The 14,670-nt window shown below is 70.3% G+C and carries 14 protein-coding genes; 10 read left to right on the top strand and 4 right to left on the bottom strand.

Annotated features, from left to right (window positions below):
• Nucleotides 1-50: 50 nt before the first annotated feature.
• Nucleotides 51-752, bottom strand: a complete 702-nt coding sequence (locus tag OG309_RS30675) for a DUF6230 family protein (protein WP_329425780.1) — start codon at nucleotides 750-752, stop codon at nucleotides 51-53.
• 139 nt (nucleotides 753-891) lie between these two features.
• On the opposite strand from OG309_RS30675, the gene OG309_RS30670 reads away from it, so the two are divergent.
• Nucleotides 892-1,494, top strand: coding sequence for a TetR/AcrR family transcriptional regulator (locus tag OG309_RS30670; RefSeq protein WP_329425777.1), 603 nt, complete (start codon nucleotides 892-894; stop codon nucleotides 1,492-1,494).
• Between the two features lie 66 nt (nucleotides 1,495-1,560).
• Here OG309_RS30670 and lepB read toward each other — a convergent pair whose 3' ends face one another.
• The 3 genes from lepB to OG309_RS30655 all read right to left on the bottom strand — a co-directional run bounded on the left by lepB (nucleotide 1,561) and on the right by OG309_RS30655 (nucleotide 3,257).
• Nucleotides 1,561-2,190 (bottom strand): signal peptidase I, encoded by a 630-nt coding sequence (gene lepB, locus OG309_RS30665; protein ID WP_329425776.1) that lies wholly within the window; start codon nucleotides 2,188-2,190, stop codon nucleotides 1,561-1,563.
• A 48-nt stretch (nucleotides 2,191-2,238) separates the two neighbouring features.
• Entirely contained in the window at nucleotides 2,239-2,589 is a 351-nt protein-coding gene (locus OG309_RS30660; RefSeq protein ID WP_329425774.1) for a helix-turn-helix transcriptional regulator, read from the bottom strand.
• Nucleotides 2,590-2,660: 71 nt separating this feature from the next.
• Nucleotides 2,661-3,257 carry a HEAT repeat domain-containing protein gene (locus OG309_RS30655; RefSeq protein WP_329425772.1) on the bottom strand — a complete coding sequence of 199 codons (597 nt, stop codon included), beginning with the start codon at nucleotides 3,255-3,257 and terminating at the stop codon, nucleotides 2,661-2,663.
• A gap of 313 nt (nucleotides 3,258-3,570) precedes the next feature.
• On the opposite strand from OG309_RS30655, the gene OG309_RS30650 reads away from it, so the two are divergent.
• The 9 genes from OG309_RS30650 (at nucleotide 3,571) to pssA (ending at nucleotide 14,561) form a co-directional block, all read left to right on the top strand.
• The gene (locus tag OG309_RS30650; RefSeq protein WP_329425770.1) at nucleotides 3,571-5,352 is read left to right on the top strand and encodes a 3-hydroxyacyl-CoA dehydrogenase family protein; all 1,782 of its coding nucleotides are present in this window, start codon (nucleotides 3,571-3,573) and stop codon (nucleotides 5,350-5,352) included.
• Nucleotides 5,353-5,458: 106 nt separating this feature from the next.
• Nucleotides 5,459-6,316 (top strand): TetR family transcriptional regulator, encoded by an 858-nt coding sequence (locus OG309_RS30645; RefSeq protein ID WP_329425768.1) that lies wholly within the window; start codon nucleotides 5,459-5,461, stop codon nucleotides 6,314-6,316.
• Between the two features lie 440 nt (nucleotides 6,317-6,756).
• Nucleotides 6,757-8,094: a crotonyl-CoA carboxylase/reductase gene (gene ccrA, locus OG309_RS30640; protein ID WP_329425766.1), complete on the top strand. Its 1,338-nt coding sequence runs from the start codon at nucleotides 6,757-6,759 to the stop codon at nucleotides 8,092-8,094.
• Between the two features lie 14 nt (nucleotides 8,095-8,108).
• Complete coding sequence (locus tag OG309_RS30635; RefSeq protein ID WP_329425764.1) at nucleotides 8,109-10,169, top strand: protein meaA; 2,061 nt, start codon at nucleotides 8,109-8,111, stop codon at nucleotides 10,167-10,169.
• On the top strand, nucleotides 10,166-11,140 hold the full coding sequence (locus OG309_RS30630) for an HpcH/HpaI aldolase/citrate lyase family protein (protein WP_329425762.1): 975 nt from the start codon (nucleotides 10,166-10,168) through the stop codon (nucleotides 11,138-11,140). The genes OG309_RS30635 and OG309_RS30630 overlap by 4 nt, the downstream gene beginning before the upstream one ends.
• Nucleotides 11,141-11,145: 5 nt before the next feature.
• Entirely contained in the window at nucleotides 11,146-11,658 is a 513-nt protein-coding gene (locus OG309_RS30625) for a MaoC family dehydratase (protein ID WP_132917147.1), read from the top strand.
• Nucleotides 11,659-11,660: 2 nt separating this feature from the next.
• The gene (locus OG309_RS30620) at nucleotides 11,661-12,866 is read left to right on the top strand and encodes an acyl-CoA dehydrogenase family protein (protein ID WP_132917148.1); all 1,206 of its coding nucleotides are present in this window, start codon (nucleotides 11,661-11,663) and stop codon (nucleotides 12,864-12,866) included.
• Between the two features lie 170 nt (nucleotides 12,867-13,036).
• A complete protein-coding gene (locus OG309_RS30615; protein WP_329425756.1) occupies nucleotides 13,037-13,693 on the top strand; it encodes a phosphatidylserine decarboxylase in 657 nt (218 codons plus the stop codon).
• Nucleotides 13,686-14,561 carry a CDP-diacylglycerol--serine O-phosphatidyltransferase gene (pssA, locus tag OG309_RS30610; protein ID WP_329428621.1) on the top strand — a complete coding sequence of 292 codons (876 nt, stop codon included), beginning with the start codon at nucleotides 13,686-13,688 and terminating at the stop codon, nucleotides 14,559-14,561. Before OG309_RS30615 ends, pssA begins: the two co-directional genes overlap by 8 nt.
• The last annotated feature ends 109 nt before the right edge of the window (nucleotides 14,562-14,670 follow it).

The raw sequence follows: 14,670 nt of genomic DNA, 5'->3' as shown, positions 1-14,670 counted from the left end.
TGCGGCGCCCCGGACCGGTGGGGCGGGTCGTGCGGTGCGGGTCGCCCCGGTCAGCAGCTGGTGGTGCCGTGGGCGATGCCGATGGTGAGGTCCGGCAGGGTGATCGCGCCCGCGATGGTCGCGCCGTTGGCGTCGGCCTTGAGGCCCTCGATCGTGGTGCGTCCGCCGGTGGCGTCGAGGCCGAACTGGCCCGGGGTGCCGTCGTTGATGCCGCTGCCCTTGATGCCGCTGCCGTCGGCGGCGGCGCCGATCACGTTGGGCGTGGTGTCGCTCGCGGTGAGGGTGGCCCTGGAGGTCTTGAGCGCCTGGGCGTCGAGGATCAGCTTGCGCGCCTGGAGCCCTTCGCCCCCGGCGAGCTGGTCGGGGGTGAGCGGGGTCGCCGCGGCGGGCGAGGAGATGTTGAGCGACCAGGTGCCGAGGCTGCCGATCACCGGCAGGTTCACGGCCTGGGTGGCGTGGACGCAGAGCCCGTCCAGTCCGGCCTGGGCGATGCCGACCTCGGCGGCGCCCTTGGCCCCGCCCGCGTCGACGGTGTGCATGACGGCGCCGATGCCGGTGGGCGCGGCGACCGTGCGGGAGCTGAGGGTGAAGGGGACGCTGGTCAGCGAGAGGTTCGCGGCGAGCGCGCCCTGCACCATCGCGGTGGCCATCCCGGCGACGGCCGCGCCGGCCGGCAGCGCCAGGAACACGGACCTGCGCCAGCGGGTGACGCCGCGCGGCTCCGAGGCCGTCCGTCTCGTCTCTTCGGTCATGTGCCTTCTCCAACTGTCGTGTGATGGAGCGGAGTCAGGACAGTGCGTGGCCACTCGTCCGAGAATTGGACACTATTAGAGGAGGTGTCAACAGTCTGGACAGTCCCGCCCGAAAATCCTGCTGGACTAGGGTGGGGCGATGGCCAGGTTCAGGGAGACGGTGCGCACGCTGCTGCGCGAGCGCCTGTTGGACGCCGCGTACGAACTCGTCACGGAGCGCGGCTTCGAGAAGCTGCGCATGGCGCACGTCGCCGCCGCCGTGGGCGTGAGCCGGCAGACGCTGTACTCGGAGTTCCCGTCCAAGGAGGCGGTCGGCGAGGCGCTGCTCCAACGCGAGCTGGAACGCTGCCTGGTCGGCGTCCAGGCAGCCCTCGACGAGCACCGTGACGACCTGCGCGAGGCGGTGTCGGCCGCCGTCTGCTTCACGCTGGCGCTCGCCGCCCGCAACCCCCTGGTGAAGGCGACGCTCACCAGCACCGGCGACGACGGACTGCTGCCCTTCCTCACCACCCGCGCCACCTCGGCCTTCGCCACCGCGACGGCGATGACCGACGCCTACGTGGCCGAGGCCTGGCCCGCCGTCGACCCGGTCGCCCGGGACCTGGCGGTCGACGCGGCCGTGCGCCTGACCATCAGCCACATGGTCCAGGCCACGGGCTCCCCCGAGGAGTCGGCCCGCCGCATCGCGGACACCTTCCTGCGGATCGCGCTCAGCGCGGGGGAGGCGACCGGCGCCCGCTAGGTCGACAGCTCCCCGCTCACGGCGCCTCCCCTCTCACGACAGCTCCCCGCTCACGGCGCCTCCCCCTCACGGCACCGGCCCCCGGTCCGCCTCCAGGACCGGCACTCCGCCCAGCCCGGACGAGACCGGCAGCGGGCTGCCGCTCCACCCCACCCGGCCCTCGACACGCGCGATCTCACCCCAGCCGTGGCTCCGGGAGTCGTCGGAGAGATCCGGGTTGTCCCCCAGGTAGAAGAAGGACCCGGCCGGAACGGTCCGCAGCGCGGGCCGCGCCGATCGGGTGCCCTCCGGCGCACAGCAGTTGCCGGTCCGCCGCGCCCGGTCGGCCCACTGAGGGGCCGTCACCCGGCGCACGGGGCCCGTGCCGTGCTCCTGGAGCAGCACCCGGAAGGGATCGTCCGGGGTGGACACGATCGCGATCCGGTCGCCCGGCACCGCGATCACCCGCTTCACGAGCAGGGCGTCCTGGTGGCGCGAGCGCAGCAGGACCACGTCGAACCGGCGCACCTCGCCCGCCGATCCGGGCACGGGGAGGAGCCGGTCGCCGTCCTGGAGGGTGGGCGCCATGCTCACCCCCTCGATCCGCACGCTCAGCGCCGTCACGGCGACGCCCGCGAGCAGCACGAGCACGGCCAGGGTGCCGAGGGCGGCGGCCGCCACCCGGGGGAGCCCGCGGGACCGGGGGTTCACTTCCATGGCCGGGACGGTAGGACCCGCACCGGGCGCCCGCCGTGACCGTACCGCTCAGCCTGCGCAGCGCTGGTAGACCCCGGGGGTCACCCCCGTCCAGCGACGGAACGCCCGGTGGAACGCGCTGGGTTCGGAGAAGCCGAGCCGCCGCGACAGCCCCTCGATCGACGGCGAGCCGCCGGCCAGCTCGGCGAGGGCGTGGTCACGCCGGACCTGGTCGCGCAGGAGTCGGTACGTCGTCCCCTCTGCGGCCAGCCTGCGGCGCAGGGTCTGCGGGCTGACGGCCAGCAGGCGGGCCACCTCTTCCGGCGGGGGCACGGCCCCGTCCGCCAGCGCGGCGCCGATCAGCCGGCGCACGCGCGCGGTGACCCCACCCGCGGGGTCGGTCGGACTCACAGGGGGCATGGCGCGCCTCCGCTTGACAGAAGCAGTGAGAGTGGATGGCATCCGACACTCTAGTAAAAACTGTCAAGCCCCTACCCGTCCAGCCGCCCCAGCGCCTCCCGCGCCGCTCCCCCGAGCCGCGGGTGCGGCAGCGCCGCCTCCAGGACGCCGCGGGCGCGCGCGTCGGCGAGCGCGCCGAGCCCCTCCACGCACGCGAGGCCGACCCGCCAGTGCGGGTCGGCCGCCGACAGCCGTCGCTCCAGGACCGCGACGAGCGCGGGGACGCTCTCCGGGGCGCGCAGTGCGGCGAGCAGCCGGACCGGCAACAGGGCGTAGGCGACCCGAAGTTCGTTGGTGGCGAGCGCGGCGGCGGCGCGCGCCGTGCGCGGGTCGCCGAGCCGGGTCAGGGCGTAGGCGGCGGAGACGCAGCGCTCGGGGTCGCGGTGGTTGAGGAAGAGGACGAGCGCCTCGAAGGCCCGTGGGTCACCGGCCAGGCCGAGCCGGAAGGCCGCGATCTCGCGGGCCCACAGCGGCTGCCCGGGGGCGGTGAGGGCCTCGTGCAGCTCCGCCGCCCCGAGCGGCCCGGCGAGTTCCTCGAATGCGGCGGGGAGGGTGCCTTCCGCATTCTCGATCTCTTCCCTCAATCGATCGATCATCGAGCAGAATTCGGGATCCTCGGCACTGTTCATGAATCGGACCATGAATCGGAGCCTATCCGCGATCCAGATCACATTTTCCTCAACTTCCCGGGACTGGCGCGCTCGTTACCAGCCGGTTAGTCTCAGGTGAGCGGGCCACCCCCCGCACTTCTCCCCACGGCCTGGTGACGCAGCCGTGGTGAGCGCTTGTCGGTTCGGCAGTTTCGACGTGACTCCGGGACAGAGTCCGTCCCCTTCTTTTCCGTGCGCCGTCGCGCACCTTCCTTCGGCATTCCGCGTGCCTTTCCGCGCGGCTTTCGCCGCACTGCCTTCAGTCGTCACTCTTCCTCCCAGGAGTCCCCTGATGGACACCCCTCTCTCCACCATCGCCGTCGTCGGTCTCGGCACGATGGGCACCGGTATCGCCGATGTCCTCGCCCGGGCCGGCCGCGAGGTCATCGGCATCGACATCAGCGAGAACGCCGCCGCCCAGGCCGTCGCCGCCCTGGAGGCCTCCACCGCCCGTGCGGTGGACCGCGGCCGGATCACCGAGGAGGAACGGCAGGACGTCCTGGCCCGATTCCGTACCTTCTCGGACCTCCAGGCGGCCGCCGACGCCGACCTCGTCATCGAGGTCGTGCCCGAGTCGTACGAGACGAAGCAGGAGGTCTTCCGGGCCCTGGACGGCATCGTCCGGCCCGACGCGATCCTCGCCACCGGAACCAACGCGCTCTCCGTCACCCGGCTCGCCGCAGACTCCGCCCACCCCGAGCGGGTCCTCGGGCTGCACTTCTTCACCCCGGTCCAGGCGATGAAGCTGGTCGAGGTGGTCTCCTCGGTGCTGACCGCCCCGCAGGCCGTCGACGCCGTGACCGTCCTCGCGCAGGAGCTCGGCAAGGAGCCCGTCGCCGTCGGCGACCGGCCCGGCTTCGTCGCCGACGGGCTGCTCTTCGGCTACCTCAACCAGGCCGCAGCGATGTACGAGGCCAAGTACGCCTCCCGCGAGGACATCGACGCGGCCATGCGGCTCGGCTGCGGCCTGCCGATGGGCCCGCTGGCGCTGCTCGACCTGATCGGCGTCGACACCGCCCGTACCGTCCTGGAGGCGATGTACTCCTCCTCGCAGGACCGGCTGCACGCCCCCGCCCCGATCCTCAAGCAGCTCAGCGAGGCGGGCCTGACCGGCCGCAAGTCCGGCCGCGGCTTCTACACGTACGAGGCCCCCGGCTCCGCCGAGGTGGTCCGCGACGCGCTGACCCCGGCGGACGCCGCGGCCGCCGGCGAGAGCCGCGAGGTCCGCTCGGTGGGCGTCGCCGGTTCCGGCACCATGGCCTCCGGCATCGCCGAGGTCTTCGCCAAGGCCGGCTACGACGTCGTCCTCGCCGCCCGCTCGCAGGAGAAGGCGGACACGGCGAAGGCCCGGATCGCCAAGTCCCTGGCCCGTTCCGTGGACAAGGGCCGGATGACGGGCGAGGCGCGCGACGAGACGCTGGCCCGGATCGTCGCGGCCGGCTCGCTGGACGCCTTCGCCGAGGTCGACCTCGCGGTCGAGGCGGTCGCCGAGAACCTGGAGATCAAGCAGGAGCTCTTCGCCCGCCTGGACAAGATCTGCAAGCCGGGCGCGGTGCTCGCCACCACGACCTCCTCGCTGCCGGTCGTCGCCTGCGCCCGGGCCACCTCGCGCCCGCAGGACGTCATCGGGATGCACTTCTTCAACCCGGCGCCCGCGATGAAGCTGGTCGAGATCGTCCGTACCGTCCTGACCGCCGACGACGTCCACGCCACCGTCCGCGAGGTCACCGCGAAGATCCGGAAGCACCCGGTGGACTGCGGCGACCGGGCCGGCTTCATCGTGAACGCGCTGCTCTTCCCGTACCTGAACAACGCGATCAAGATGGTCCAGGAGCACTACGCGACCCTGGACGACATCGACGCCGCGATGAAGCTGGGCGGCGGCTACCCGATGGGGCCCTTCGAGCTCCTCGACGTGGTCGGCCTGGACGTCTCGCTCGCCATCGAGCAGGTGCTGCACCGCGAGTTCCGCGACCCGGGCCTCGCCCCGGCGCCGCTCCTGGAGCACCTGGTGGCCGCGGGCTGCCTGGGCCGCAAGACCGGGCGCGGCTTCCGCGAATATGCCCGCCGCTGAGGCCCACACCGAGGCGTACGGGCAGTGGGGAGGGCTGCTGAGCCCCTCGGGCACCACCGGTGCCGGGTCCGGCTCCCCTCCCCCACCTGGGCACACTCCCGCTCCGATGCAGTACGTTCGGGACATGTCCAAGGTCGCGAAGACACCCCGTGCCACGTCCACGCCCGACGCTCAGGAGAGCGCCGCGGGGACCCGAGCCGCCGCACAGCGGCTCAAGATGCGCCGTGAGCTCGCGGCCGCGGCCATGGAGCTCTTCGCGACCAAGGGGTACGAGGCCACGACGGTCGACGAGATCGCCGCGGCGGCCGGGGTGGCCCGGCGGACCTTCTTCCGCCACTTCCGCTCCAAGGAAGAGGCGATCTTCCCGGACCACGACGACACCCTGGTGCGCGCCGAGGCCGTCCTGAACGCCGCCCCGCCGCACGAGCACCCGCTCGACACGGTGTGCCGGGGCATCAAGGAAGTCATGAAGATGTACGCCGGCTCGCCCGCGGTCTCCGTGGAGCGCTACCGGCTGACCCGCGAGGTGCCGACCCTGCGGGAGCGCGAGATCGCCTCGGTGGCCCGTTACGAGCGTCTGTTCACGCGCTATCTGCTCGGGCACTTCGACGAGCGCGACCACCACGACGGCAACGACGACCCGCTGCTCGCCGAGGTGGCCGCCTCCGCGGTGGTCACCGCCCACAACCACGTGCTGCGGCGCTGGCTGCGGGCGGGCGGCCAGGGCGACGTGGAGACACAGCTCGACCACGCCTTCGCGATCGTGCGGGAGACCTTCGGCTCGGGCATAGGCGCGGGCCGTCCCACGGCGCCCTCGGGGACGCCCGCGGCCGCCGCGGGCGCCGAGGCGGTGCCGGCCGCCACCGCCTCCACGGCGGGTGACGTGGTCATCGCCGTCGCCCGGACGGACGCACCGCTCGACGAGGTCATGCGGACGATCCAGAGGGCACTCAAGCAGGGCTGAGCCGCCCTCGCAGGACCTCGCGGGGCCCCCTCGGGGCCTCTCCGGCACCCTCACGCATGGGCCGTTCCCGGTTTTCCGGGGGCGGCCCATGTCGCGTTTGCGCAGCTCAGCCAGGTTTTCGATCGATCATCGCTCATCCGTGACCACCAGATTGCATCTGAGTGAAATTGTTGGCACGCAGTGCCTTGTCACGTGACACGGCGTGCCATACGTTGAAGGTGTCCGGGCGGCCGGCACGCAGAGAATCGCCTCGCGCGCCGGCTGTCCCCACAAGCGATCCTGCTCGTGCGCCCGGACGCCTGCGTCACAGGCACCCCTCGCGCCACACCCGGCGCCGCCACCGCACCACCGCGCCGAACCGACGGCACACCTCCACAGCACCAACCCCGACGTAACCCTCAGCGCGTCCCCCTCAGACGCCGCACCGCCGGAGGCATCCCGTGAAGGACATCCTGGACGCGATCCAGTCGCCCGACTCCACCTCGGCCGACTTCGCCCACATCAAGCTCCCCGAGTCGTACCGCGCCGTGACCGTCCACAAGGACGAGGCCGAGATGTTCGCCGGGCTCGCCAGCCGCGACAAGGACCCGCGCAAGTCGCTGCACCTCGACGACGTGGCCCTGCCCGAGCTCGGCCCGGGCGAGGCCCTGGTCGCCGTCATGGCCAGCTCCGTCAACTACAACTCGGTCTGGACCTCGATCTTCGAGCCCGTCTCGACCTTCGGCTTCCTGGAGCGCTACGGCCGTCTGTCGGAGCTCAGCAAGCGCCACGACCTGCCGTACCACGTCATCGGCTCCGACCTCGCGGGCGTCGTCCTGCGCACCGGCCCGGGCGTCAACTCCTGGAAGCCCGGCGACGAGGTCGTCGCGCACTGCCTGAGCGTCGAGCTGGAGTCCTCGGACGGCCACAACGACACGATGCTCGACCCCGAGCAGCGCATCTGGGGCTTCGAGACCAACTTCGGCGGACTCGCCGAGATCGCCCTGGTCAAGTCCAACCAGCTGATGCCGAAGCCGGACCACCTCAGCTGGGAGGAGGCCGCCTCCCCCGGCCTGGTCAACTCCACCGCGTACCGCCAGCTGGTCTCCCGCAACGGCGCCGGCATGAAGCAGGGCGACAACGTCCTCATCTGGGGCGCGAGCGGCGGACTCGGCTCGTACGCCACCCAGTTCGCGCTGGCCGGCGGCGCCAACCCGATCTGTGTCGTCTCCTCCCCGGAGAAGGCCGACATCTGCCGCTCGATGGGCGCGGACGCGGTCATCGACCGCAACGCCGAGGGCTACAAGTTCTGGAAGGACGAGAACACCCAGGACCCGCGCGAGTGGAAGCGCTTCGGCTCCAAGATCCGCGAGCTGACCGGCGGCGAGGACATCGACATCGTCTTCGAGCACCCGGGCCGCGAGACCTTCGGCGCCTCCGTGTACGTCACCCGCAAGGGCGGCACCATCACCACCTGCGCCTCCACCTCGGGCTACATGCACCAGTACGACAACCGGTACCTGTGGATGTCGCTGAAGCGGATCATCGGCTCGCACTTCGCCAACTACCGCGAGGCGTGGGAGGCCAACCGCCTGATCGCCAAGGGCAAGATCCACCCCACCCTCTCCAAGGTCTACTCCCTGGAGGACACCGGCCAGGCCGCGTACGACGTGCACCGCAACCTGCACCAGGGCAAGGTCGGCGTCCTCGCCCTCGCCCCGGAGGAGGGCCTCGGCGTCCGCAACCCGGAGATGCGCGCCAAGCACATCGACGCCATCAACCGCTTCCGTAACATCTGACCCCGGGACCACAGATGACAGAGCGTCAGAAGGACCGGCCGTGGCTCATGCGGACCTACGCCGGCCACTCGACCGCCGAGGCGTCGAACGAGCTCTACCGGCGGAACCTCGCCAAGGGCCAGACCGGCCTCTCGGTCGCGTTCGACCTGCCCACCCAGACCGGCTACGACCCCGACCACATCCTCGCCCGTGGCGAGGTCGGCCGGGTCGGGGTGCCCGTCTCGCACCTCGGTGACATGCGGCGGCTGTTCCAGGACATCCCCCTGGAGCAGATGAACACCTCGATGACCATCAACGCCACCGCGATGTGGCTGCTGGCGCTCTACCAGGTGGTGGCCGAGGAGCAGGGCGCGGACATCACCAAGCTCCAGGGCACCACCCAGAACGACATCGTGAAGGAGTACCTGTCGCGCGGGACGCACGTCTTCCCGCCCGGGCCCTCGCTCCGACTCACGACGGACATGATCGCCTACACGGTGAACCACATCCCGAAGTGGAACCCGATCAACATCTGCAGCTACCACCTGCAGGAGGCGGGGGCCACGCCGGTCCAGGAGATCGCGTACGCGATGTCCACGGCGATCGCCGTCCTCGACGCCGTCCGCGACTCGGGCCAGGTGCCCGAGGAGCGGTTCGGCGAGGTCGTCGCCCGGATCTCCTTCTTCGTCAACGCCGGTGTCCGCTTCGTCGAGGAGATGTGCAAGATGCGCGCCTTCGGGCGCATCTGGGACACCATCACCCGCGAGCGGTACGGCATCGAGGACGCCAAGCAGCGGCGCTTCCGCTACGGCGTGCAGGTCAACTCGCTCGGCCTCACCGAGGCCCAGCCGGAGAACAACGTCCAGCGGATCGTCCTGGAGATGCTGGCCGTCACCCTCTCCAAGGACGCCCGCGCCCGCGCCGTGCAGCTGCCCGCCTGGAACGAGGCGCTCGGCCTGCCGCGCCCCTGGGACCAGCAGTGGTCGCTGCGCATCCAGCAGGTCCTCGCCCACGAGTCCGACCTGCTGGAGTACGAGGACATCTTCGCCGGCTCGCACGTCATCGAGGCCAAGGTGGAGTCCCTGGTCGCCGAGTGCCTGGCCGAGATCGAGCGGATCCAGGAGATGGGCGGCGCCATGGCCGCCGTCGAGTCCGGCTACCTCAAGGCGCAGCTGGTCTCCTCGCACGCCGAACGGCGCGCCCGCATCGAGTCGGGCGAGGAGAAGATCATCGGCGTCAACATCTTCGAGACGACCGAGCCCAACCCGCTCACCTCCGACCTGGACACCGCGATCCAGACGGTCGACCCGGCCGTCGAGGCCCGGGTGGTCTCCGCCCTCGGCCGCTGGCGCACCGAGCGCCAGGAGTCCACGGACCGGCAGGGCAACGGCGACCCCTTCGTCTTCCCCACCACCCAGCAGGCCCTGGAGCAGCTCAAGGAGGCCGCGAAGGGCACCGGGAACCTGATGGAGGCCACCCTGGAGTGCGCCAGGGCCGGTGTCACCACGGGAGAGTGGTCCGGGGCGCTGCGCGAGGTCTTCGGCGAGTTCCGCGCCCCGACCGGCGTCTCCTCCGCCCCGGTGGCCGTCCCGGCCGAGCCGGGCTCCCCGATGGCCGAGGTGCGCCGCAAGGTGGACCGCACGGCCGAGGACATGGGCGTCGGCAAGCTGCGCTTCCTGGTCGGCAAGCCGGGCCTCGACGGGCACTCCAACGGCGCCGAGCAGATCGCCGTGCGGGCCCGCGACGCCGGGTTCGAGGTGGTCTACCAGGGCATCCGGCTGACCCCGGAGCAGATCGTGGACGCGGCCCTGGAGGAGGATGTGCACGCCGTCGGCCTGTCGATCCTCTCCGGCTCCCACGCCCAGCTCGTGCCGGACGTGCTGGACCGCCTGAGGGTGGCCGGCGCGGCCGACATCCCGGTGGTCGTCGGCGGGATCATCCCGAACGCCGACGCCGAGGATCTCAGGGCCGCCGGCGTGGCCGCCGTCTTCACCCCGAAGGACTTCGGCATCACCGGGATCATCGGCCGTATCGTCGACGAGATCCGCAAAGCGAACCAGCTCAGCCCCCTTGAAAGTACGGAGGTCCCCGCATGACCAGCCCCGTCTCCCCCGTGAACCGCCTGCGCCCCCGCCGTTCGTGCCTCGCGGTCCCCGGTTCGAACCCCCGGTTCCTGGAGAAGGCCCAGGGCCTCGCCGCCGACCAGGTCTTCCTGGACCTGGAGGACGCCTGCGCCCCGCTGGCCAAGCCGGAGGCCCGGCACACCATCGTGAAGTTCCTGAACGAGGGCGACTGGACCGGCAAGACCCGCGTGGTCCGCGTCAACGACTGGACCACCCACTGGACGTACCGTGACGTCGTCACGGTCGTCGAGGGCGCCGGCCAGAACCTCGACTGCATCATGCTGCCGAAGGTCCAGAACGCCGAGCAGATCGTCGCGCTCGACCTGCTGCTCACCCAGATCGAGAAGACCATGGGCTTCGAGGTCGGCAAGATCGGCATCGAGGCGCAGATCGAGAACGCCCAGGGCCTCAACAACGTCAACGCGATCGCCCAGGCCTCGCAGCGCGTGGAGACCATCATCTTCGGCCCGGCCGACTTCATGGCCTCCATCAACATGAAGTCCCTGGTCGTCGGCGAGCAGCCGCCCGGCTACCCGGCGGACGCGTACCACCACATCCTGATGAGCATCCTGATGGCCGCCCGCGCCAACAACCTGCAGGCGATCGACGGCCCCTACCTGCAGATCCGCAACCAGGAGGGCTACCGCGCGGTCGCGAAGCGCGCCGCCGCCCTCGGCTTCGACGGCAAGTGGGTGCTGCACCCGGACCAGGTGGCCGCGGCGAACGAGATCTTCTCGCCCGCGCAGGAGGACTTCGACCACGCCGAGCTGATCCTCGACGCGTACGACTACTACACCTCCGAGGCCGGCGGGAAGAAGGGCTCGGCCATGCTCGGCGACGAGATGATCGACGAGGCCTCCCGCAAGATGGCCCTGGTCATCTCCGGAAAGGGCCGCGCCGCCGGCATGCAGCGCACCACCAAGTTCGAGATCCCGGAGGCCTGAGCCCCATGCAGTTCGGCCGCACCTACGAAGAGTTCGAGATCGGCGCCGTCTACAAGCACTGGCCCGGAAAGACGGTCACCGAATACGACGACCATCTCTTCTGCCTGCTGACGATGAACCACCATCCGCTGCACATGGACGTGAATTACGCGGAGAACACGACGGACTTCAAGAGGAACGTCGTCGTCGGCAACTACATCTACTCGCTGCTGCTCGGCATGTCCGTCCCGGACGTCTCGGGCAAGGCGATCGCCAACCTGGAGATCGAGTCGCTGCGCCACGTCGCGCCGACCTTCCACGGCGACACGATCTACGGCGAGACGACCGTCCTGGACAAGACGCCGTCGAAGTCGAAGAGCGACCGCGGCATCGTCTACGTCGAGACCAAGGGCTACAAGCAGGACGGCACCCTGGTGTGCGTCTTCCGCCGCAAGGTGATGGTCCCGACCGCCGAGTACATCGAAGCGCGCGGCGGCGAGCAGCCCGGCCGCCCCCAGCTGAAGGAACAGGGGAAGTAGTCATGGCGCGACTCGCCCAGACCCACGGTCTGACCGACGTCCAGCAGGAGATCCTCGCCACCGTCCGGGACTTCGTCGACAAGGAGATCATCCCGGTCGCCACGGAGCTGGAGCACCGTGACGAGTACCCCCAGCAGATCGTCGACGGGCTCAAGGAGCTCGGTGTCTTCGGTCTGATGATCCCCGAGGAGTACGGGGGCCTGGGTGAGTCGCTGCTCACCTACGCGCTGTGCGTGGAGGAGATCGCGCGTGGCTGGATGTCGGTCTCCGGCATCATCAACACCCACTTCATCGTGGCGTACATGCTCAAGCAGCACGGCACCCAGGAGCAGAAGGACTACTTCCTCCCGCGGATGGCGGCCGGCGAGACGCGGGGCGCGTTCTCGATGTCGGAGCCGGGCCTCGGCTCGGACGTGTCGGCCATCACGTCCAAGGCGGTCAAGGACGGCGACGAGTACGTCCTCAACGGCCAGAAGATGTGGCTGACGAACGGCGGCACGTCGACGCTGGTCGCCGTCCTCGTCCGAAGTGACGAAGGACACCCCGAGGGGACCGCGCCCCACAAGTCGATGACGACCTTCCTCGTCGAGAAGGAGCCGGGCTTCGGAGAGGTCCGCCCCGGACTCACCATTCCCGGCAAGATCGAGAAGATGGGCTACAAGGGCGTCGACACGACCGAGCTCATCATGGACGGACTGCGCATTCCGGCCAATCGGGTCCTCGGCGGCGAGACCGGACGAGGGTTTTACCAAATGATGGACGGCGTGGAAGTCGGCCGCGTGAACGTGGCGGCCCGTGGTTGCGGCGTCGCGCAGCGTGCTTTCGAACTCGGCGTCCAGTATGCCCAGCAGCGTCACACTTTCGGTAAGCCGATCGCTCAGCACCAGGCGATTCAGTTCAAGCTGGCCGAGATGGCTACCAAGGTCGAGGCCGCCCATGCGATGATGGTGAACGCAGCACGCAAAAAGGACTCCGGGGAACGAAACGACCTCGAAGCAGGGATGGCGAAGTACCTCGCCTCCGAATACTGCAAGGAGGTCGTCGAGGATGCCTTCCGCATCCACGGTGGCTACGGCTTCTCGAAGGAGTACGAGATCGAGCGCCTCTACCGCGAGGCGCCGATGCTGCTCATCGGTGAAGGTACCGCCGAGATCCAGAAAATGATCATTGGCCGCCGCCTCCTGGAGGAGTACCGATTCCAGGGCTGATTGTCGCTTTTGAGCCGGTTCGGCCGCGAAGAAGATCACACCCCGTGTTCGTCTTCCGGCCGCCGACTCGGTTCCTGGCTTGCCCAGTTGCGCCCCGCAACCGATAGCATCGCCGGAAAGCCGCCGTCCCCCTGTTGCCAGCGCGGCATCATCCGCTACGAAGGTCATCCATGCCCCACAGCCAAACCTCTGCACCTCGCGACAGCCGCAAGGGCGTTCGCATCGCACGCGGAGCATCGCCGTGGCTTCTGCCGACCGTCGCCACCGCGGCGCTGAGCCTCGCGCGCTCCCGCAAGTCGAAGCGCGCCGCGGCCATCGCCGTGCCGACCACCGCTCTCGCGGCCGGCATGCTGTGGTTCTTCCGCGACCCCGAGCGCGAGATCGCTCAGGGTCGGGTCATCTCGCCCGCCGACGGCGTGGTGCAGAGCATCATGCCGTGGAAGGACGGGCGCACCCGCGTCGCCATCTTCATGAGCCCGCTGAACGTGCACGTCAACCGCGCGCCGCTGGCCGGCACGGTCACGTCCGTGGAGCACGTCCCCGGCGGCTTCGTGCCCGCGTTCAACAAGGAGAGCGAGAACAACGAGCGCGTTGTCTGGCACTTCGACACCGAGCTCGGCGACATCGAGATGATCCAGATCGCGGGCGCCGTCGCCCGGCGCATCGTGCCGTACATCCCCCAGGGGACGAAGGTCGAGCAGGGTGACCGCATCGGTCTGATCCGCTTCGGGTCGCGCGTCGACATCTACCTTCCGGAGGGTGTCGAGGTCGCCGTCGAGGTCGGACAGACCACGACCGCGGGGGTGACTCGCATTGACCGTGATTGATCCCGACACACGGGCGGCCGACTGGGCCGCCGACGCGGAGGCGGAGGCCGCCGACGAGGCCGAGGAGATGCCGCTGTCGCTGAGGCTGTCCATAGCGGACGCCCTCACGCTCGGTAACGCCACGTGCGGCTTCATGGCGGTGTACTTCACCACCACCGGCATCCTCATCCCGCACCTCACCGGCAGCAGCGAGACCGGCATGGCGCGCAACAGCGCCGCCACCGCCGTGATCCTGATGCTGGCCGCGGCGATCTTCGACCTCTTCGACGGCATCGTGGCCCGCAAGCTGCGCAGCTCGCCGATGGGTGCCGAGCTCGACAACCTGTCGGACCTGATCAGCTTCGGCCTCGCCCCGGCCTACTTCGTGCTCGTGTACGGCATGGTCGCGGACGACGCCCAGCAGAAGGTCTCGGCGCTGGCCGCGATCGTGGTGCTGCTGGCGGTGGTGCTGAGACTCGCGCGGTTCTCCTGCGTGACGATGAAGGACGGCATGTTCCAGGGCATGCCGAGCCCCTTCGGCGCCCTGACCGTCGTGTCGATCATCCTGCTCGAGCTGCCGTTCATCCCGACGCTGCTCGCGATCATCGGGGTCGCCTGGCTGATGGTGAGCCGGGTCGAGTACCCGAAGCCGCGGGGCATCCTCGCGGTGGCGATGCTCAGCTGGATCGTCGGCGCGATGGCGATGCTGGCGGCGTGGGCGTTCGACGCACCGGGCGGAGCGTTCCTGCTCCAGACCGGCTGTGCACTGCAGGTGGTACTGGGCGCCGTGATCCCCCTCTTCGCGACCGCCCGCCGCGTGAACACCTTCCGCGACAACCGGCGTGAGAGCCGGGAGGCGCGGCAGGCGCAGGCGGCGCAGCTGCCGTAGCGCAGACCGCAGGACATACGGAAGGGCCCCGGACGTGAGAACGTCCGGGGCCCTTTCGCATGCCCTCCGGGAGACCGGTACGGGCCCGGGCTCGGGCCGGTGCGGGCCC

Origin of the sequence: Streptomyces sp. NBC_01268, assembly GCF_036240795.1 — a bacterium.
GTDB lineage: Bacteria > Actinomycetota > Actinomycetes > Streptomycetales > Streptomycetaceae > Streptomyces.
Note: the sequence above shows the minus strand (reverse complement) of the source record. Positions and strands in the feature narration are given on the sequence as shown.